Consider the following 19,581-nt stretch of genomic DNA (forward strand, 5'->3'; position numbering starts at 1 on the left):
TCAAATGGTAAATTCAATAGTTTAAATTAAACTGCATAAAACTTTCAACAAAACTGAACCTAAGCTGAACAAACTTTTATTTGTTCATATTCTATTCATGTAGAGATACATTTTTTATTGATTATCATTATGATTTAACAAAAATTTGAATTTTATTCTGAACGAATAACGGATACAAATTCGAACTGAACAGACATTCATTTTCCGCACCAATTCATTGAGATAGAAACGGTATTGAAAGGCTTGATTGCGAATCGAGCAAAATGCGTACACGCAAGAAAATGCGTGATCCATCGAAATGGGTACAACATTAAAAAATGAACAAGCCCACACTACAGTTCAGCGCAGATCAACGATTTTGAAAAAGAAGATTAATTCAATATCTCTATCGAAAAGCTTGTTAACAAGCGCTCTCCAGCCGACAGATTAACGCCGCCCAATTTATCGAAATTTTCGGAATTAAACGCACCTGCTGAATGCGTCGTCGGTTCAAAGCAAAAATAACCTTCATTGGGAGGCGAATAAACCATAGCGCGTCGCATATTCCGATCAGCCTTAATCAAAAGGTCGATCGTATCATTGCATTTTTCAATATGAGCTACACCATCCCAATTGTCATAATTGTGATCAATCAATTCGAGCTGTTTAATGGGCTTTGATTGCGAAAAATCTAACCGTTCTTGTGCAGCTGCAGGCAAAGCAATAGCTTCAGATTGCATAAATGGAAGATAAACTTCTTTAGCCAAAAAATGTAGTTTCGTATTTTCAGTTGCCAAAAAATAAGGATGAAACCCACACCCCAAAGGCATTGTTTGACGTCCCGTATTCTTCACATCCAGACTCATCGTCAACACACGTCCCTCAAGAGAAAACGACATTTTAGCGTGATACGGCCACGGCCACCATTCAGTGCTGCTATCAAACACAAGTTTACAAGATGAACTGGTCTGACTCTTAACCTGCCAAACACTCTGCCATCCATTACCATGAATAGCATGCTCATCAGCATCCCAATTTATATCAAGTTGGATTTGCTTCCCTTCATATTCAAAAGCACCGTGATGAATGCGATTGGAAAAAGGAATAAGCGGAAACGACCCGGAATTGAGCGGTGATTGATCGACATCAGGAGCCAGCGGACGAAAAACATCACGCCCGTGTGCTTTAAAGAAAGTAACCATTCCGCCAAATTGTGGTGAAAGCCCAAATTCCAAGAATTCATTCTTGAGAATAACAGTCGAGATCATATTTCGCTCTAAAAAAAGGGGAAGAGATCGTCCACACTTACAGGACTTCTCTTCCCACTAAAAGATACGAGAGGTTATACGGGACGATACTCCTCCAGAACGCGAATTGGGAATGCAACCACTCCACGTTATGATAGCGTTACCATATTATCATATCATTTGACAAGCATTTTTACGCATTTTCATTTTCAAAAAATTTTAGAGAAATTATAATTTTACGAAATAGGTGCCGAAGCTGACTCTCTTTTGATCAAAGAATAATCTAACAAGCTGGTTGTTTTAGGGATAACGTTATTATTGCCTTCGTTGATAATCTCACTCAGCAATCTAACAGCCTGCTCAGTCATTTCAGACAAAGGTTGCCTAATTGTCGTCAGGTTTGGCCAAACTGTCGTCGCGATTGGCGAATCATCAAAGCCAACAACAGACACATCTCGTGGAACTTTCAGCCCTAATTCAGACGCAGCTGCAAGGACACCTGCGGCCATATCATCATTACTTGCGAAAATTGCGGTTGGAGGGTTATCTGACTTTAGCAATTGAAGTCCCGCTTCTATTCCTGATCGGTAAGTAAAGAAACCCGGAGTCATTAATTCACCACCAAACGGTAGGCCAGCTTTGCTGACACTATCCTCAAAACCCGCCTGACGAAGAACACTTGTTCTGTGATTGGGGTGTCCCTGAATATACCCGATCCGTTTATGCCCAAGACTAATTAGAAAGTCTGTCATATCCTTGGAAGCTTGAAAATCATCAATTCCAATCTCGTGAGCACGCCCTTCTACGCCGCCACTTTCCAAAAATACAGCGGGAAAACCTTCTGCATCCATAAGGCGTCGAATACCCGCTACATCACTGATTGGAGCAGGTATTATGAGGCCATCCCATGTACTATGAAGGTCTTTTTTTAGAGTGTCGGGAGAAATATCCTCGGGCACGCGGTTCACGATAAGCTGAAATCCGAGCTTACCAACCGCTTCCAAAGCCCCAAGAAGCAATTCTCCTAAATATGCTGATGATGGGTTACCGTACAGAAGACAAATGCGTGTTGTACGACCACTGGCTAAACTGCGTGCCGCCTGATTTGGAGAGTATTTTAATTCCTCCACAGACGACAATACTTTTTCTCGCGTTGCAGATTTTACAATGGAAAGGTTATTAAGCACACGTGACACAGTCATTGGTGATACGCCTGCGTGTTTTGCAACATCGATTAAAGTAATGGATGCTTTTCCACGCTCTTTTTTTGTGGTCACAAATTTGATCCTAATCTCGAAAAATCCTGCAACACCCTCCAAAGACAAATGCATATTGTCAATTTGTACGTGAATTTTTCTTCATATCCATAGACTTAAAATCCAGCGCTACCAGACATGGAAACGAATTTCTCTTGAATTCTATAACTATCTAACAAAATTAGCTTAGACCAAATCCTGAGAACAATTAGATATATATTCTATCCAATTGCTAATTTTAGAATCAGCAAAGCACCCGACTTATTTGAAATTTATGCTAACGCTATCAGCATTACGGGTCAAAGCACTTTTGTAAGCAAGCACACATCTCGCCAATTCAACTCAAGCTAGCGCAATCATTTTAATCAGACTCAGTTTCAAACAGCTTTAAATTGAGCATTACCTAAACGATTACATTACTGCACTTGATACCTTGATATCGAATCAGCTCTACTTTTCTTCTAGATAAGGGTCTTTGCCAGCCCCCTCAATAAAGCGCTGAATATGTTCTTCCAGCACAGGCAATGGCACTGAGCCTATCTGCAACACGGCATCATGAAAATAACGAAGATCAAACTGCGCACCCAATGCATCTTCAGCTTGAGCACGCAGTTTCAATATAGTCATTTCACCAAGATAATATGACAATGCTTGGCCAGGCCATGAGATATAACGATCAACTTCAGTAATGATTTCATGTTCTGCCAATGCTGTATTTGTACGCAGAAAAGCTTGCGCTTGTTCACGGCTCCACCCCTTAGCATGAACACCGGTATCAACAACCAATCTGGAAGCACGCCACATTTGATAGCTCAGCATCCCAAAAATTTCATAGGGCGTCTCATATATCCCCATTTCTTCACCAAGTGTCTCAGCATATAATGCCCAGCCTTCACCATATGCAGAAATATAGTCCTTACGTCGAAATTCTGGCTGGTCATCTTGTTCATGACTTAAAGGTATTTGAAAAGCATGCCCTGGAGCTGCTTCATGTAAGGTCAGCGCAGGCAATGAATAAAGCGGCCTTGAAGGAAGATTATATGTATTTATCCAATATGAACCAGGGCCGCCTCTACCTGAGGTGTAAAACGGCGCGATGTCTGCCGCAACTGGCCTTATTGCAAATGGCTTACGCGGTATCCGACCAAAATATTCTTCAGCTTTTGCATCAAACTTTTTTGCCGTCCAAGCGCCACGCATCAGCAATTCTCGTTCAGTCTTTGCGTAAAACTGAGGGTCAGTGCGCAGAAAGTGTAAAAACTCTTCGAAACTGCCATCAAATCCCGTTTCAGCAATAACCTCATCCATTCGAGACCGTATTTTTGCAACTTCAGACAATCCAATATTGTGTATTTCATCTGGAGTGAGGTCCAAAGTCGTGTATTTACGGATTTGAGCCTGATAGTAATCGGCCCCATCAGGTAAGTCTGTCGCTGCTATAGAAACAACCGTCTGCGGAAGATACTCCTCGATATAAAACTGCGCCAACTTTTCATAAGCTGGTTTTATTTTATCTCGAATAACTCTGCGCGCATCTGCCTTGAGAATGTCAGCTTTCTCCGGTGGAACGCCCGCACCTAAATTTTCAAATGGCGCATAAAAGCTAGTGTCTTCTTCATTCGTATCCACAATATTGAGTATGGATTGTTCTCGCCCCTCTAGTGTCACTCTGGGAGGTGTGAAGCCACGCTCCAAGCCTGCCCTCATATTATCCATCTGTTGATCAAAAAATCTGGGCAAGTCCTCAAGCTTAGCAATAAATTTTATTGCATCTTGTTCGGTTTCCAGTTTTTTAGGAAAGCCATAAGCAATTCTAGACCAAAAAGACGAATCAGAATTTAGCGGTTTTTCAAAGTCACGGAATTTCAGCTCGTCGAGCTTAACAGCAATTTGCCTAGCATAGATTTGGAAATTTATCTGATCGTCTATCGACAATAATGACTGATCAATTTGTTGCAGTTTTATCTGCACACCTTCAAGATATTTTCTCGTCGCGCCCATTCGCACTGAAGAAACGTCATCAAATCTTTGCGAACTATCTATATCAGCTGACTCAAGATAACTCTTGCCTCTTAAATCCCACTCTTCTTGATATATTGCTTCAAACCGAGCGATCGTAGAATTGTCCAATTGATTGGCCACACAACCCGGCATGACCAGCAGACACACAAAACTTAAGCTAGATATTATTTTTGAGGTTCCATAATCGCGCATCTTTACCGCACTCCAGATTGGGACAATCCCAAACGTGCGTGAGAAAAACAATACAATCAAGACTGATTAAAGGCTGAAATTGCAAGAATGCGCGTCAGAATGAATGTCTGCAAGAACGAAGATTTTCGGATAGATCTTACAAAACATCCTTATATTTCAAAGAGAAAGAATGGTGGTCCCTGCAGGATTCGAACCTGCGACCATCCGCTTAGAAGGCGGGCGCTCTATCCAGCTGAGCTAAGGAACCATTATTCAAGACGTCTCATACCAAAACAGATTATAAAATGCACCTGTCAAATGGCAATTAAAACCAGATTAATTCAAACAAACTTTTCGTCTCAACCAGCCCACTAGTGTGTCCAAGGGTTTTTACGGTCTGCCGAAAAGTTTTCTGCGTAAGTTTTAATGATTCGTTTTGGCGCTCTGGGTGTCACGACAGTGAACTCAAGGCCCTCACGTTTCGCATAAGAGATCGCTTCTTCAGAACTATCAAACTTCATCCGCAACTGAGTTTCAGTGCTGTCTGTGCTCGTCCATCCCATTAGCGGATCAATGCTACGTGATGCTGCTACATCCATTTCCAATACCCAAGTATCAGATTTTGCTTTACCAGACTGCATGGCATTTTTAGATGGCTTGTATATTTTGGCCAGCATGGACTTACGCACGCTCCTCACTGAATTGAAACTATTCCTAGTGAATGCCCGTAAACGGGTTAAAATTCAATATCCTTATCGAGAATTACCTACTCATCATCGATAGCATACTGAATTTTACTTACGACTAACGGACATAACTCTGCCATTGAACCAATAGTAGAGGCGCGAATGGGCGTTTCTTTGGCCTTATGCAATACAGCTTGCCAATCTTCATCTCCATGCAGCCCCTCGCCCATAAATAGGCCCACCACATTTATTGCTTCAGAAAAGGTTTGAATCGATTCTTCAGCAAAGGGTTCCTCTTCAAGATAAGCGCATTCAACCGATCGGCCATATTTTTGTTTCAACCGGTCAGCCAAGCGCTCATTGGCAAGACGTGAAGCAGAAGATTTTTTTGATCCATGCGCGACTAAAAGAATCGGCCCCAAAGGAAAACTAATATTGATTGCTTGGGCCAACTCCGGCCAATCGCAAAGAGGGGGCATCACATTAATCGACTTATAGGAATGATTCGCGACAGGCTCATTAACCGCATTTGTGATTTTAGTGAAAAAGTAACCGTCAGAAAAAATCATCGGAATAATAATGAAGCGGCTCCCCGAAGCTGCATCTAGTTTGCGCTCCAAATCACCTTCTTCAGATAACAATGCTATATCACAGGAATGAGGATTGAGTTGCTGTGTGACTTTAGCCGCCAACTCTTTCAAATTTGAGTTGCGTTGCGCACCACGCCTATCGCCATGTGCACAAAAAAGAATATCGGTTTCTGAAAAATCTCTCATCTTCTCTGTATATCAGCCATTGGATATTTTGTGAGGATGATTTTAATTTAAAATGGTCGGGACGGAGAGATTCGAACTCCCGACCCTCTGGTCCCAAACCAGATGCGCTACCAGACTGCGCTACGTCCCGACTATTTTAAATAATCTGCCTAAGCAGTTTAATCTGAACATTTTAGCTAATTCGAAAATCAACTGCGTTGCTCAGAGGACGCTTTGTATCTAAATTTTCGCAGAACAAAAGACCCTAATTCAAGTTTTTTTGCTTAAAAGCGAAAAAACTTTGTCTAAGCTCATCATTAAACGATATTTCTGTCGATAAACGCCCTATTCAGCCGCTTCCACATTGTTGAATATAGCGTGATGCACCACATCGCCCGGTGAAATATCCAACGTACCTGTCGTACCGCCAGCTAATTCCAACACACCTTTTACAGCCATTCCTGGAGAAATACGGCGCTCAGAGTGAGGACGTGCATTACGTGCGATAGCAACCACGACACCATTATCATCCAGGAAAAGCATATCTAATGGGATGAGGGTGTTTTTCATCCACATATTTGGTTCACGCGGTTCGCCAAAATCAAACAACATGCCTGCGTTTTCCGCCAAACTTTCACGAAACATGAGGCCTTGAGATGTTTCTTCTGGACTGTCTGCGATTTCAATATTGATTAGGTGTTCAGCTTCACCTGTATCAACAACCAATGTTCCAGTTTCAAATTTAACACCACTATCTTGAGCACTCACATGTGGAATCGCCATACACACAACAGAGAAAACAGCGATTGCAGAAAACAGATTCTTCAATTTAGGCCTCACAAAGCAATTTACTAGACAACCAGAACAGTTTGGCTTCCTTTGCTACCAATTACCGAAAAAACCTTAAACGACAAGCCCAAGCCTGCTTAAACAGCAAATAGTGATTTAAAAACAAATCGAAAACTACGGCTCGAGACTAGCATCAACGACGTAACTACCTTTAGGGCCTTTACCAATCGTCACCCAAACTTTTTGACCAGGTTCTGCTTCTTCAAGCCCTGCTTTGCGCAGTGTCACCATGTGAAGAAATATATCTTCTACTTCGCCGACGCGATGAACAAAACCATACCCTTTTGTACGGTTGAACCATTTGATAAGAACAGCTTCACGTTCTGCATTGACCGGTGCGACGACAACTTCGCCGCCCTCTAATGATTTAACTTCTGTTACTTGATATCCGCGCTCACGTTTCACAACATCGCAGGAAATCAGCATGCCTTCGACAACTTGTTCGACACCAAATTCACGCAAAATCGAAATGTGTAGCAAAGCTTCCTGACCATCTAATCCATCATCAGGAATAATGAACCCAAAGCCTTTGACAGAATCAAACCACTTTACGCGCCCTGAAATTGAGACTTTCGGTACTTCATTATTGGTAGCTTCGTTTGACCCCTGCTCCATATTTTCTCTTACTTAAGTCCCTGCCGCCTTTAAACCAATTCCTATCCCTATACTAACGCAAGGATAGGCCCCTACAAGACCGACAGCCCATCAGTCTGATCTTAATCAAATAAGTTGTTTTTTTAATATGTCAAAGGCTAAACATTTCCGTGTTTAACCCTACCAAGCAATTCACCAGTCTGAAAAAGCCGAGAAAACATATTTTTTCAACAATAGTCATGCACACAAAGTCGCACGACGCACAAAAAATCAGCTTTATGAATGAGAAAAATCCCAGATCGGGAATTATATTTTCAAACACCTGGCAGTCCCTAGGGGAATCGAACCCCTCTTTCTAGGTTGAAAACCTAGCGTCCTAACCGATAGACGAAGGGACCGCATCGGTGTGAGAGCGCTGTATACAAATGTGCCTTTTTAGATGCAAGTTCTTTTTTCAATTATTTAGAAAAAAAACCATCTGACACCTCAAACTGAACTTTTCCAGCTCCTCTCCACTCATCAGGCTTCAACTTACCGGCCAAATGCATCATTTGCCCCGAGAGAATCGCTTGGCCAAGATCAGCATCTGCAGCTCGAAACGCTATTGCTCTAAGTTTTCCACCGTCTTCTCCTAATATTTCAAAGCTTAAGTGATCCACTCCAACACGTCGCACATTGTGTGACCGCACATTCGCCATAGCAAATATCGGCTCTGGAGAACCTGCACCATATGGTCCAGCCCCATCCACTGAGAGCAATAATTCTCCATCCGCTGATGCAGGAGACAATAATCCATCAAGCTCTAAAACGCGCGCCTGCTCTAATTCCTTTTTAGCTTCAGCTGTGCTCTCTTCCATATAATCTCGAAAAGCTTCCAGTTGGGAAGGTTCAAGTGACAATCCCGCCGCCATAGCATGACCACCTCCTGAAAGAATGATTCCCTCTTTAGACGCCTTAGCAATCAAATTCCCTAAATTTACACCAGCCACAGACCGACCAGACCCTTTTGCAACAGGGCCAAGCTCTTCTCCCCACCCAATAACGATTGTTGGCCTATGAAATTTTTCTTTTAAACGTCCCGCCACAATTCCGATAACGCCTGGGTGCCATCCCTCACCGCCCACAACTATGGCACCTGCATCAGGTTTTTCGACTAGACGTGATTCGGCGATTCGTGTTGCTTCATCTAAAATCTCAGCTTCAATTTCTTTTCTAGCTTCGTTTAGAGCCTGAAGTCGTTCAGCTAATGCAAGCGCTTCTTTTCTGTCTTCAGTCGCAAGCAATTTGGCCGCAATCCAAGGATCACCGATTCGCCCTCCTGCATTTAATCTTGGGCCAAGCAAAAAAGTTGCGTGATAGACTGATTTTGGTGCTTCAACGCCAGATACTTGAGACAAAGCTGCCAATCCAACATTGTCCATGCGTTGCAGCACTTTAAGACCCGCATTTACAAATGCTCTATTGACGCCTTTAAGCGGTGCCATGTCACACAATGTACCTAATGCGCAAAGGTCCAGCCACTTCATTGGATCAGGCAAACCACCAGCTGGAGCCACTGACTTTTGCCTCGCCAACCTATTCAATCCCGCTGTAAGGACGAACACGACCCCTGCCGCCGCCATATGCCCGCAACCTGACTTACAATCAGGTCGGTTGGGATTAACAACAGCTGCCGCAGGGGGAGGCTCACTTTGCATCAAATGGTGATCAAGCACCACAACATCCAAACCCAGACCATGCGCTGCCTCTAGTGCCTCCACAGCAGCAGCTCCACAATCCACAGTCATAACAAGCTCTGCGCCTTGTTCTTTTAGCGATTCAAACGCCTCCACAGAAGGGCCATAGCCCTCCGTTAGACGGTCTGGAACATATAAAATCAGCTCTCGATCCCAAGCTTTGAAATACTTCGTCAAAATTGCCGCCGACGTACCACCATCAACATCATAATCTGCAAGTACCGCACATTTTCGGCCACTCACCAATGCCTCTAAAATCACGTCGCAAGCAGCGTCCATGTCAGCAAAGCTAGAAGGATCAGGAAAAAGGGCCTTCAGAGTTGGAGAAAAATAAGTATCAGCCTCATCCAAAGTCACCCCACGCCCAGCCAGTAATTTCCCAATCAGGTCTGGCTTAGAAAGTCTGCGCGAAATTTCAGTGGCTTTTTCATCATCAACAGGCCGAACTCTCCATCGTCGCCCTGTCAAAGAATGCTCAACACCCAAAAAAGCTGGCCCAGTATCTTCGACAACAAGGTCTTGCGACGGATCAAGGAATGGGGAACGAGACATCTAAACAACCAATCTGTAAAACGCATCTAAGCTTTTAAAAGCAAAATGCTTGATCAAGACCTGTTCTACCCCTTCACACACACTTGTCATCTCATCAGATGCAAAAGAGGCGATTTCCCTACGAGAAACCGCCTCTTTTTAATTCTATTCAAACGAATAATTTTCAACCGGCCAAGTTTAGCCTGGGTATGTAGACTTCACAGTACGCACAACACCATCAAAAGAAGACATCACGACTGAGTCGGTATAAACTTTCCCATTGCGACGTTTCACACCAGACAGCAGACCACCATCTGTTACACCAGTTGCGGCAAAGACTGCATCTTTTGAACAAAGCTCGTGAAGATCGTATTTTTTGTCAAAATCTGTAATACCGATACGTGACGCACGTCCGCGCTCATCATCATTGCGGAATGTAAGACGACCTTGCATCTGCCCACCCACACATTTTAGCGCAGCCGCTGCAAGAACACCTTCAGGTGCCCCACCAGAACCGATATACATGTCAATGCCAGTGTCAGGGTTGGTTGTGTTGATAATACCAGCCACATCCCCATCAGAAATCAAAGAGATGCGGATACCCAATGAACGCAAGTCTTCTATGATTTTTGCGTGACGCGTCCGGTCCAGAACACATACGTTCAATTGATCAACTGAAACACCTTTAGCAGCAGCAACCGCTTTAGCGTTTTCAATTGTTGATTTATCCAAATCAATAACGCCTTTAGGATAGCCCGGACCAACCGCAATTTTATCCATGTAAACATCTGGCGCGTGCAGCAAACCGCCGCGTGGCGCGATAGCAAGAACTGCCAATGCATTCGGCATTGCTTTCGCTGTTAGTGTTGTGCCTTCCAATGGGTCAAGCGCAATATCAATTTCAGCGCCTTTACCCGTTCCAACTTCTTCACCAATGTAAAGCATTGGAGCTTCGTCGCGCTCACCTTCACCAATAACAATGCGGCCCTGCATAACAACTTCGTTCAAAGCTGTACGCATCGCATCCACCGCAGCTTGATCAGCTGCTTTTTCATCGCCGCGACCGACCATTGTCTCTGACGCAACAGCTGCACGTTCTGTTACGCGCACCATCGCATCTGCATATGTTGGATTCAAAGCATTAGAAGTCATTATTGTCCCATTCTTTATTTAGTATCTTAATTACGGCTCTCTATGCGAAACTCATGCCTCAACGCGTAACACACGCGGTTTATCAACACATGTATCCAATTCTTCAACCATGGCAGCTGCAGATTCTGCCGCTTTTCTTGTACATGGATGAGTCATTATAGCTATCGGTGCACCCAATTGCCCTGCACTTGAATCTTGATGCATCTGATCAATCGAAACATCACAAACTGCTAAAGCTTTAGACAAAGACGCCAATGCACCAGATTTATCAGATAAACGGGTACGAATAAACCATGTGGTCTCGGGACCATCACCGACAGCACGCACCATTCTCTCATTCAATTTGGCAACAGGTGTACCAAATGGGGGCGTTGCGGGGCCTTGCAGCACACGCGCAATGTCTCCCATCACAGCTGAAGCAGTTGGACCTTCACCCGCACCTGGGCCAGCCATAGTCACACTTCCCAAAGGCTCACCTTCTACCATAACGGCATTCGTTGGGCCTGTGATTTGCGCAAGAGGATGCTCTGCTTTGTATAAAACGGGCGCAACATTACAGCGCACACCTGAATCGTTTTTGACAGCTTCAGCGACCAGCCTGATACGATATCCCATTTTTTGGGATAAAAGGATATCAACCCCATCAATCTGGTCCACACCAGAAACCAACACTTTTGAGAAATCTGGTTTCGCACCAAATGCCAATACTGACAGGATAAGTGCTTTATGAGCTGCATCCATACCAGAGACATCCAGATATGGATCTGATTCGGCATAACCAAGCTTCTGGGCTTCTGCTAAAACAGGTGAGTATTCCTGCCCAGTCGTCAACATTTCCGATAAAATGTAATTACATGTTCCATTCAAAATACCCGACACGCGCGAGATATTTACGCTGGATAAGCTATCGCGAATAACGCGAACAATAGGAACACCGCCAGCAACAGCTGCATCAAAAAGAAGATGCACATTGTTTTCTTCAGCTAACCTAGCCAACTCTTCACCATGCTCTGCAACGACTGCTTTGTTCGCCGTTACAACATGCTTTCCTGCCTTTAGAGCAGCCTCAATAGAAAGCCGCGCCGGCCCATCAGATCCACCAATCAATTCAACATAAACGTCGATATCATCTGATATTGCCAGTTTCACTGGATCATCTTCCCAGCGGATACCTGAAAGGTCGATACCGCGATCGCGTGTCTTACTTCTCGCCGATACAGCAGAAATTACCATTTCACCCGGCAGACGAAGTGATTCCTGATCATTGACGAGCTTTACAAGCCCAACACCGACATTACCCAGCCCAGCTATTCCTATGCGAAGTTTATTTTGTTCTGTCATTTTCTACTCTCCAGCACTTATGACTGGTTCTGAATTATTTGGGCCAGCTTCAATGAAGCGACGTATATTTCTAGCAGCCTGTCTTATCCGTTGTTCGTTTTCAACAAGTGCAATACGAACATGACCATCACCATACTCGCCAAACCCTGCGCCCGGTGCGACAGCAACATGCGCTTGCTCAATTAAGCGAAGTGAAAACTCCAATGAACCTAGATGACGAAATTCTTCTGGAATAGGAGCCCAAGCGAACATAGATGCGCGTGGTGATGGAACCTCCCAACCAGCTCTTGTGAAACTCTCGATCAGCACATCACGGCGGGACCGATATATCTCACGCATTTCCACAACACATTCTTGCGGCCCATTCAAAGCAGCAGCAGCGGCAACTTGAACGGGCGTAAAAGCACCATAATCAAGATAAGATTTAACGCGCGCGAGAGCTGCAACAAGACGCTCATTACCTGCAGCAAACCCCATTCTCCAACCAGCCATTGCATAGGTTTTAGACAATGATGTTGTCTCAATTGCTATGTCCATAGCACCTTCTACTTGAAGGACTGATGGTGGTGGATCGTCAAAATATATCTCTGTGTAAGCCAAGTCTGACAAAATCCAGATTTCATGCTGCTTCGCAATCCGCACCGCTTCTTTATAGAAATCCAGATCCGCAACCTGCGCTGTCGGGTTTGCTGGGTAACATAATACCATAGCGGTCGGTTTAGGCACGGAATGGCGAATCGCCTTATCCATTCCAGCTAAATATTCTTCCGGTGAATTTGCTTTGATATGACGCATGGAAGCACCAGCAATCAAAAACCCAAATGTATGCAGAGGGTATGATGGGTTTGGCGCGATAATCACATCACCCGGCGCAGAAATAGCCTGCGCTAGATTCGCAAAGCCCTCTTTAGATCCCAATGTCGCAACAATATGCTTATTCGGGTCCAATTCCACACCAAAACGGCGATCATAATAGGCTGCAGCAGCGCGCCGTAATCCGGGAATCCCTCTAGAGGCGGAATACCGATTCGCTTTTGGCTTGTATGCAGTTTCACATAATTTATCGATAATGTGCTTGGGTGTCGGTAAATCTGGATTTCCCATACCAAGATCAATAATGTCCGCGCCCGCCGCTCGTAGCTCGGCCGCTTTGCGGTTTACCTGCTCGAACACGTAGGGAGGAAGACGTCTGATCTTGTGAAATTCCAACTTCATTAGGACACCAGTATTATACTTTCAAAGAGCCTCGCACAATTACAGAGGCTTAGGATAAAAGGTCTTAAACGGTCATCCTGCGCTTTGCACGTAAAATATCTTTTTTTTGCGCGAAATTAGTTTTCTAAGATACCTTTTTCAACTTCGTCCCGCATTCGTTGTGCCCAAACGCTAGGATCTTCTAATCCATCTTCCAAAGCAGTCTTCGCTTTTGGGTCAGATTCTAGGGCTTCTAATTCAGCGTCAAGTTGCGCTTCACCATCAAGTATATGCTGTGGAATAGGCCCGCGCTGAGATTCAGTTGGAATACTGGAAAACTCAGGATATCCTCGGTCTATGGTTTCTTGTTTTTGTTGCTCATACCAAGTTGGTGCATTTTCCTCAGCTGCTTCCAGACGCTCTTTTAAACCGGAAGCACACCCCGCGACAAAAACAGGGATTGCCAATGCGATCGCAATTCGACAAAATTTCAACATATGTTTAACAAACCCTCGAGTCATTCCTGCGAAGCTGAATGAGTGAAAAGAAACACTTACCGAAAGTCTGATTAGCGTGACGATGGAATATGATAAACCTCAAAATCCAGAATTTCATCAATCTGATGAAAATGAAGATTTAAAAGAACGCTTAGTCAGTCTTTCGACAGAGTTTCACAGACTCTTAGCTGAAATTATACATTATGACGACACTACATCCACACAAACTGTGCACATGTTTATGGCTCTGGACACATTACAGCGCAGTTTTGGCACAAATTCTAAGAAACTCATTCAAGCCCAACAAGATTTAGCACAACGCCTTGCAAATGCAGCAAAAATCACTCTAGACCAAGACACAAATGCCCTTCAGGAAAACAATCATTCTGAAACACAACGTATTGAAAACTCTAGGTTTTCAGATCATCTTTGGCAAAAATATCCCTTGTTTGACTTTCTCAGTCAGTCCTATCTTGTCTGTACAGAATGGTTGAGAGATCTCATTACTCAGGCTGAAAATCTATCCGATTCCGAAAGACAAGAAATTCAATACTATTTGCATCAATTGATGACATCTCTTTCACCGGCAAATAATTTTTTCACAAACCCGGTCGCTATTCAAAAATTTGTTGAAACAAAAGGCCGTTCACTCGAAAAAGGGCTTGAGAATTTAATTCAAGATTATGACAGTGATTACAAACACTTAAACATCAGCCAAAGTGATATGAATGCATTTGAAATTGGCAAGCATGTCGCCACCACCAAAGGCCAGATAGTCTTTAAAAACGAACTGATCGAACTCATTCGTTTCGATGCATCTCAAGGTAAGGTTTATGAACGGCCCCTTTTGATTTTTCCACCTTGGATCAACAAATATTATGTTCTTGATTTACAAGCAAAAAATTCACTTATTGCATGGTTACGCGACCAAGGATTTACGGTGTATGTCATTTCTTGGCGCAATGGCGATAACGTCACCCGCGACCTCAATTGGGACGATTATGCAGGACTAGGCGGATTAGCTGCAATCGAATATGTTTATGAAGCGCACAAAACTGCCATTAATATCGCCGGATATTGCATTGGTGGCACAATGCTTTCAACGCTATCTGCATATCTATTTAAGAAAAAAGACCAGCGTATCAACAGCTTAACATTTATGTCAGCTCAAACTGACTTTTCTCAAGCTGGCATGATGAATGTCGTGGTTAGCGAAAAAACATTTTCCGACACTGCCGCCGCAATAGTCAAAAATAAAGGCCTTATGCCCGGTGAACTTATGTCGGATGGGTTCAACACATTACGGCCTCAAAGGCTTATCTGGCAGTGCGTTGAAAACAACTATCTTCTGGGAAATGACGTAAAGCCATTCGATTTATTATTTTGGAATGGTGACCAAACCAATATTCCCGGTCCTCTTCACCTTACTTACTTGCAAAATTTTTATCTAGAGAATCAACTCCCTAAAGGTGAATTCACGATTTTTGACGAGAAAGTTTCACTTTCAGATGTTACATGCCCAGTCTTTATTCACGCTGCCGCAGGCGATCACATTGCGCCTTATGAATCAGTCTACAAAGGCAGGCACTTATTTGGAGGACCGACAAAATTCATCCTCGCAGAATCAGGGCATATCGCAGGCGTCGTGAACCCTCCTATCAATAATAAATATGGCCACTGGAGCGGCGGAACGCCTACTTTAAAAACGGGTGCGGAATGGAAGGCATCAGCAAAGTACCAAAAACGCAGCTGGTGGCCCGCTTTGGCCGAATGGTTATCCCAACACTCAGGCGAGAAAACAGCTCCTCCCCAAACTATTCCAGGTGCACCTCCAGCACCCGGCGAATATGTCAAAACCAAATTAGCGGATATTCACCAATGGCGAAAAAGTTAATGCTGAAATCCCGCCTCATGCATTGAACGCTTTGAGAATCCTCATTGCAGGCGTACAAGCACTTCGCCACATAGAGGACGGGAAAGCTATGTCTAAGATTAGGTTCACACTTGAGCACCTAAAGCCTCATTTAACGACAAGTTTTCTTATCTGTTTTGCATTCCTGCTCAGTTATGCATCTGCCCATTTTGTTGCCCTGCAAAGTAGTCAAATCTCTGCTAAACAGGAGATTGAAACGGATGCAATGCTTTTGAATGCTGCATTAGAAAAAACTGACGCTGACTTACAAGACCTTATCGAATGGATAGATTCGCAAGTGCAAATGCAACGCTACCCTGCTGAAAAATTGTATTTTTTAGCCGATTCCGAACGCAACCGAATCACTGGTAATTTAAAGGCTTGGCCTGAACACGCCCAACCTTACAATGGTTGGCATCAATTTAATGGATCTGAGACAGGTATTACAATTGGTCCATCGTATGCGCGAGTTTCTTCGATTAATATTGATGAGACAACAAAACCATACAAATTACTTATCGGACGCCAAACCCCTTCTACGCCGTTTGTTTTTCAGAAAATCTGGCCAGTATTTTTATCTTTGGCACTTATTTTTGGAATTTGTGGTGGATTTATTTTTCAAGCTCAAAAACCAAACAAGGATTAAAAATCAAGGGAAGTTCTAGCTCTATAATTAGGCATTAAAAGTGATGTTCACCAAATCTACTTGTATTTTTTTTTGTAAAACACCCTAATGTAATCAAAAAACATTCAAGGGAATAGGAGCCAATAATGTCCAGCATTGATCAATACTTCAAAGACTGGGCTAGCAAAGTAATTTTATCCTCGGATGACGCTCCGCTCATATTTGTATCCGGCGCACAAGGAATTGGTAAATCAACAGCGATGAATGCAATCGCAAATGCTTTTGATAACCAAATAGCCATTCTGGGAATTGACGACTTCTATCTCACAAAAGCTGAACGCCAAGCCTTAGCAAAGGACACATCCCCCCTTTTTGAGACTCGCGGCCCTCCGGGTACGCATGATCTTGTATTATTGAACAAGAAAATTGACGAATTACAGTCAACAAATTCTGCATCTATCACGAAAATTCCATCATTTGACAAAATTACAGATGATCGCAAATCAGAGAAGAATGACCATATTTTCAATGGAAAAGCCAAAGCCATAATTGTTGAAGGCTGGCTAGTTGGTGCAAAGGCTGAACCAGACAGCGTCACTGAATCTCCTATGAATGAAATTGAAAACACCGAATCAGCATTAAATTGGCGCAAATACCAAGAAGACCAATTAAGTGGCCCGTACGCAAAATTATGGAATCGTTCACCACATTTTTTTCATTTGAACGCCCCAAGTTTCGAAACTGTTTTAAATTGGCGAATAGAACAAGAAGAAACCACGCGAGGACTTCCTAAAGGAGAGCTTCCGGAGGAAATACGCGACTGGGTTAGAAGCTTTATCCTTTATTATGAAAGGATCACTCGCCGTATGCTAGACGGAAAAAAAATGTCAGGTGCTCAATTGTTTGTAGACAAAAACAGAACCGTCATCAAATTCGAGGAAAGGTAGAATGCCCAACCTTATCGTTTTTACTGATTTGGACGGTACTTTACTCGATCATTCAAACTATAGCTATGTTTCAGCTAAGCCTGCTTTGATTGCACTTAAAGAGCTTCAAATACCTCTAATTCTTGCCAGTTCAAAAACATCCGTTGAGATAAATTCACTACGTGAAGAAATTGGTTTCAGTGATTGTCCTGCCATTGTTGAAAATGGTGCCGGTCTACTTGCCCCAGGGCAAACCAGTTTTGAAACGCAAGATGCATCCGATTATACACGGCTTACACAAATCATAGCCAATGCCCCAGAAAAACTTCGCCAATTCTATAAAGGCTTTAATGACTGGTCCATTGAAGAACTAGTGGAAATTACAGGCCTGCCCCGTGGGAGTGCCGTCAACGCTGCTAAACGCCAATTTTCTGAACCTGGCCTATGGACTGGGACAGACGAAATGAAAGAAGCATTCTCCGAATATTTATCTCAAAACGGTGTAAGTTACCGCCATGGTGGCCGCTTCATGACTTTGTCCTTTGGTGCAACAAAAGGCCAGCGCATAGAAGAAATCTGCCTTCGATACACAAAACCTGACAAACAGATTATTTCTCTGTCTTTAGGAGATGCTCCAAACGACGTCGAAATGCTGCAAGCTACAGACTATGGTGTTATTATCTCCAATGAGCATTCAGTTGGCATTCCCGAGCTACCTGAAGAATCTAATGGCAAAATTATACGTACGACTAAAACTGGGCCAGCTGGTTGGAATGATGCCGTGCTTGACTTCATCTCCAAACATTCAGGCTCTAACCCCCAAATAAAAAACACCCCAAAGACCGAAAGCGAGAAAGACATTGGCTGATTTTCATCAAAACGGACACGTCGCAACGCTCCATGATCTACGCCGCGTGAATCCTGAGACAATGGAACGCGAATTAGAACAGTTTGCTGAAACGCGTAAAATCACACTTATTCTGCCATCTCTGTATTCAGAATTACAAGGTGAAGCACTCGGCAAAATCATTGATGAGTTGAGTTCTGCAAAATTTATCAACAGGATCGTAATTGGTCTTGATCGGGCAAATGAAGCCGAATATCGCCATGCAAAAGAATTCTTCTCGCGATTACCTCAAGAGCATGTCGTTTTGTGGAATGACGGTCCTCGTTTAAAGGACGTTGATTTACGATTAGCTGAAATGGGACTTTCACCAATTGAACCAGGAAAAGGACGTAATGTCTGGTTTTGTATTGGACACACTCTATCACGTGGAGATAGCGACATTGTTGCCCTTCATGATTGTGATATCGTCACATACACTAAGGAGATGCTGGTTAAGCTGCTATACCCAGTTGCAAACCCTAGCTTCCCTTACCTGCTTTCAAAAGGTTTTTACCCAAGAATTGCCGATGGTAAGTTCAACGGGCGCGTCAGCCGCCTTCTCGTAACTCCCATACTTATCGCTCTCTCAAAAGTTATTGGGGAACGTGATTATCTGGACTACTTATCTGCGTTTAGATATCCTCTCGCTGGTGAGTTTGCCATGCGCACGTCAATTCTTTCCGACATGCGTATCCCGTCCGATTGGGGACTGGAGATTGGTGTTTTGTCTGAGGCTTGGCGAAATCTAGCTCCCAAAACCACTTGTCAGGTGGAAATATCTGATGCTTATGATCACAAGCATCAACCGCTGTCTGAAGAAGATGCGTCAACCGGCCTTTCTCGAATGTCGATTGATATATGCAAAGCTCTGTATCGCAAGCTAGCCGCCGATGGCACAGTTTTCACTATGGAAACATTCCGCAGCCTGAAAGCAACCTACTACCGTCTCGCTCTGGACCTGATCGAGAATTATTACAATGATGCGATTATGAATGGTCTTCACGTAGACCGTCACGCTGCTGAAAAATCAGTTGAGTTATTTGCTTCTAACATCATGGAAGCTGGTGAAATATTCCTTGAAAACCCAATGGAAACACCTTTCATTCCCAATTGGAGCAGGGTGCACGCAGCAGACCAAGACCTCATGCGTGTGATGTCAGAATCAATTATGCAAGATAATGAAGACTACCAACCCTAAGCTAAGCCACGCAGAGTCAGCCCC

The 19,581-nt window shown here is 43.6% G+C and carries 17 protein-coding genes and 3 tRNA genes; 5 read left to right on the forward strand and 15 right to left on the reverse strand.

Annotated elements, in window-relative coordinates; genetic code table 11:
- Window positions 1–371: 371 nt before the first annotated feature.
- From AC5EF3_RS01235 to AC5EF3_RS01305, 15 genes are all read right to left on the reverse strand, one after another.
- Window positions 372–1,247, reverse strand: a complete 876-nt coding sequence (locus tag AC5EF3_RS01235; RefSeq protein ID WP_493546723.1) for an aldose 1-epimerase — start codon at window positions 1,245–1,247, stop codon at window positions 372–374.
- A 215-nt stretch (window positions 1,248–1,462) separates the two neighbouring features.
- Window positions 1,463–2,503: a LacI family DNA-binding transcriptional regulator gene (locus tag AC5EF3_RS01240; RefSeq protein ID WP_493546724.1), complete on the reverse strand. Its 1,041-nt coding sequence runs from the start codon at window positions 2,501–2,503 to the stop codon at window positions 1,463–1,465.
- A gap of 429 nt (window positions 2,504–2,932) precedes the next feature.
- Window positions 2,933–4,696, reverse strand: coding sequence for a DUF885 domain-containing protein (locus tag AC5EF3_RS01245; protein WP_493546725.1), 1,764 nt, complete (start codon window positions 4,694–4,696; stop codon window positions 2,933–2,935).
- Between the two features lie 170 nt (window positions 4,697–4,866).
- Window positions 4,867–4,943 (reverse strand) — tRNA-Arg (locus AC5EF3_RS01250).
- A 103-nt stretch (window positions 4,944–5,046) separates the two neighbouring features.
- On the reverse strand, window positions 5,047–5,352 hold the full coding sequence (locus AC5EF3_RS01255) for an ETC complex I subunit (RefSeq protein ID WP_015827694.1): 306 nt from the start codon (window positions 5,350–5,352) through the stop codon (window positions 5,047–5,049).
- Between the two features lie 89 nt (window positions 5,353–5,441).
- Entirely contained in the window at window positions 5,442–6,137 is a 696-nt protein-coding gene (locus AC5EF3_RS01260; protein WP_493546726.1) for a sirohydrochlorin chelatase, read from the reverse strand.
- A gap of 53 nt (window positions 6,138–6,190) precedes the next feature.
- Window positions 6,191–6,267: transfer RNA gene (locus AC5EF3_RS01265), tRNA-Pro, on the reverse strand.
- Between the two features lie 194 nt (window positions 6,268–6,461).
- Window positions 6,462–6,944: a DUF192 domain-containing protein gene (locus AC5EF3_RS01270; protein ID WP_493546727.1), complete on the reverse strand. Its 483-nt coding sequence runs from the start codon at window positions 6,942–6,944 to the stop codon at window positions 6,462–6,464.
- Between the two features lie 135 nt (window positions 6,945–7,079).
- Complete coding sequence (locus AC5EF3_RS01275; protein ID WP_015827697.1) at window positions 7,080–7,580, reverse strand: cold-shock protein; 501 nt, start codon at window positions 7,578–7,580, stop codon at window positions 7,080–7,082.
- A 302-nt stretch (window positions 7,581–7,882) separates the two neighbouring features.
- A tRNA-Glu gene (locus tag AC5EF3_RS01280) sits at window positions 7,883–7,957 on the reverse strand.
- 60 nt (window positions 7,958–8,017) lie between these two features.
- Window positions 8,018–9,847: a single-stranded-DNA-specific exonuclease RecJ gene (gene recJ, locus AC5EF3_RS01285; protein WP_493546728.1), complete on the reverse strand. Its 1,830-nt coding sequence runs from the start codon at window positions 9,845–9,847 to the stop codon at window positions 8,018–8,020.
- 177 nt (window positions 9,848–10,024) lie between these two features.
- Window positions 10,025–10,978 (reverse strand): class II fructose-bisphosphatase, encoded by a 954-nt coding sequence (glpX, locus tag AC5EF3_RS01290; protein WP_493546729.1) that lies wholly within the window; start codon window positions 10,976–10,978, stop codon window positions 10,025–10,027.
- 51 nt (window positions 10,979–11,029) lie between these two features.
- Window positions 11,030–12,319, reverse strand: coding sequence for a homoserine dehydrogenase (locus tag AC5EF3_RS01295; RefSeq protein WP_015827700.1), 1,290 nt, complete (start codon window positions 12,317–12,319; stop codon window positions 11,030–11,032).
- 3 nt (window positions 12,320–12,322) lie between these two features.
- Entirely contained in the window at window positions 12,323–13,534 is a 1,212-nt protein-coding gene (locus AC5EF3_RS01300) for an LL-diaminopimelate aminotransferase (protein WP_015827701.1), read from the reverse strand.
- A 116-nt stretch (window positions 13,535–13,650) separates the two neighbouring features.
- Window positions 13,651–14,010 (reverse strand): hypothetical protein, encoded by a 360-nt coding sequence (locus AC5EF3_RS01305; protein WP_493546730.1) that lies wholly within the window; start codon window positions 14,008–14,010, stop codon window positions 13,651–13,653.
- Window positions 14,011–14,092: 82 nt separating this feature from the next.
- Between AC5EF3_RS01305 and AC5EF3_RS01310 the strand changes: the two genes are divergently transcribed.
- The 5 genes from AC5EF3_RS01310 (at window position 14,093) to AC5EF3_RS01330 (ending at window position 19,557) form a co-directional block, all read left to right on the forward strand.
- Window positions 14,093–15,904, forward strand: coding sequence for a PHA/PHB synthase family protein (locus AC5EF3_RS01310; protein WP_493546731.1), 1,812 nt, complete (start codon window positions 14,093–14,095; stop codon window positions 15,902–15,904).
- A gap of 88 nt (window positions 15,905–15,992) precedes the next feature.
- The gene (locus tag AC5EF3_RS01315; RefSeq protein ID WP_493546732.1) at window positions 15,993–16,568 is read left to right on the forward strand and encodes a hypothetical protein; all 576 of its coding nucleotides are present in this window, start codon (window positions 15,993–15,995) and stop codon (window positions 16,566–16,568) included.
- Between the two features lie 125 nt (window positions 16,569–16,693).
- Window positions 16,694–17,494 carry a hypothetical protein gene (locus AC5EF3_RS01320; RefSeq protein WP_493546733.1) on the forward strand — a complete coding sequence of 267 codons (801 nt, stop codon included), beginning with the start codon at window positions 16,694–16,696 and terminating at the stop codon, window positions 17,492–17,494.
- A 1-nt stretch (window position 17,495) separates the two neighbouring features.
- Complete coding sequence (locus AC5EF3_RS01325; RefSeq protein ID WP_493546734.1) at window positions 17,496–18,341, forward strand: HAD-IIB family hydrolase; 846 nt, start codon at window positions 17,496–17,498, stop codon at window positions 18,339–18,341.
- Window positions 18,334–19,557 carry a glycosyltransferase family protein gene (locus tag AC5EF3_RS01330; protein ID WP_015827707.1) on the forward strand — a complete coding sequence of 408 codons (1,224 nt, stop codon included), beginning with the start codon at window positions 18,334–18,336 and terminating at the stop codon, window positions 19,555–19,557. Before AC5EF3_RS01325 ends, AC5EF3_RS01330 begins: the two co-directional genes overlap by 8 nt.
- The last annotated feature ends 24 nt before the right edge of the window (window positions 19,558–19,581 follow it).

Source organism: Hirschia sp. (genome assembly GCF_058892565.1).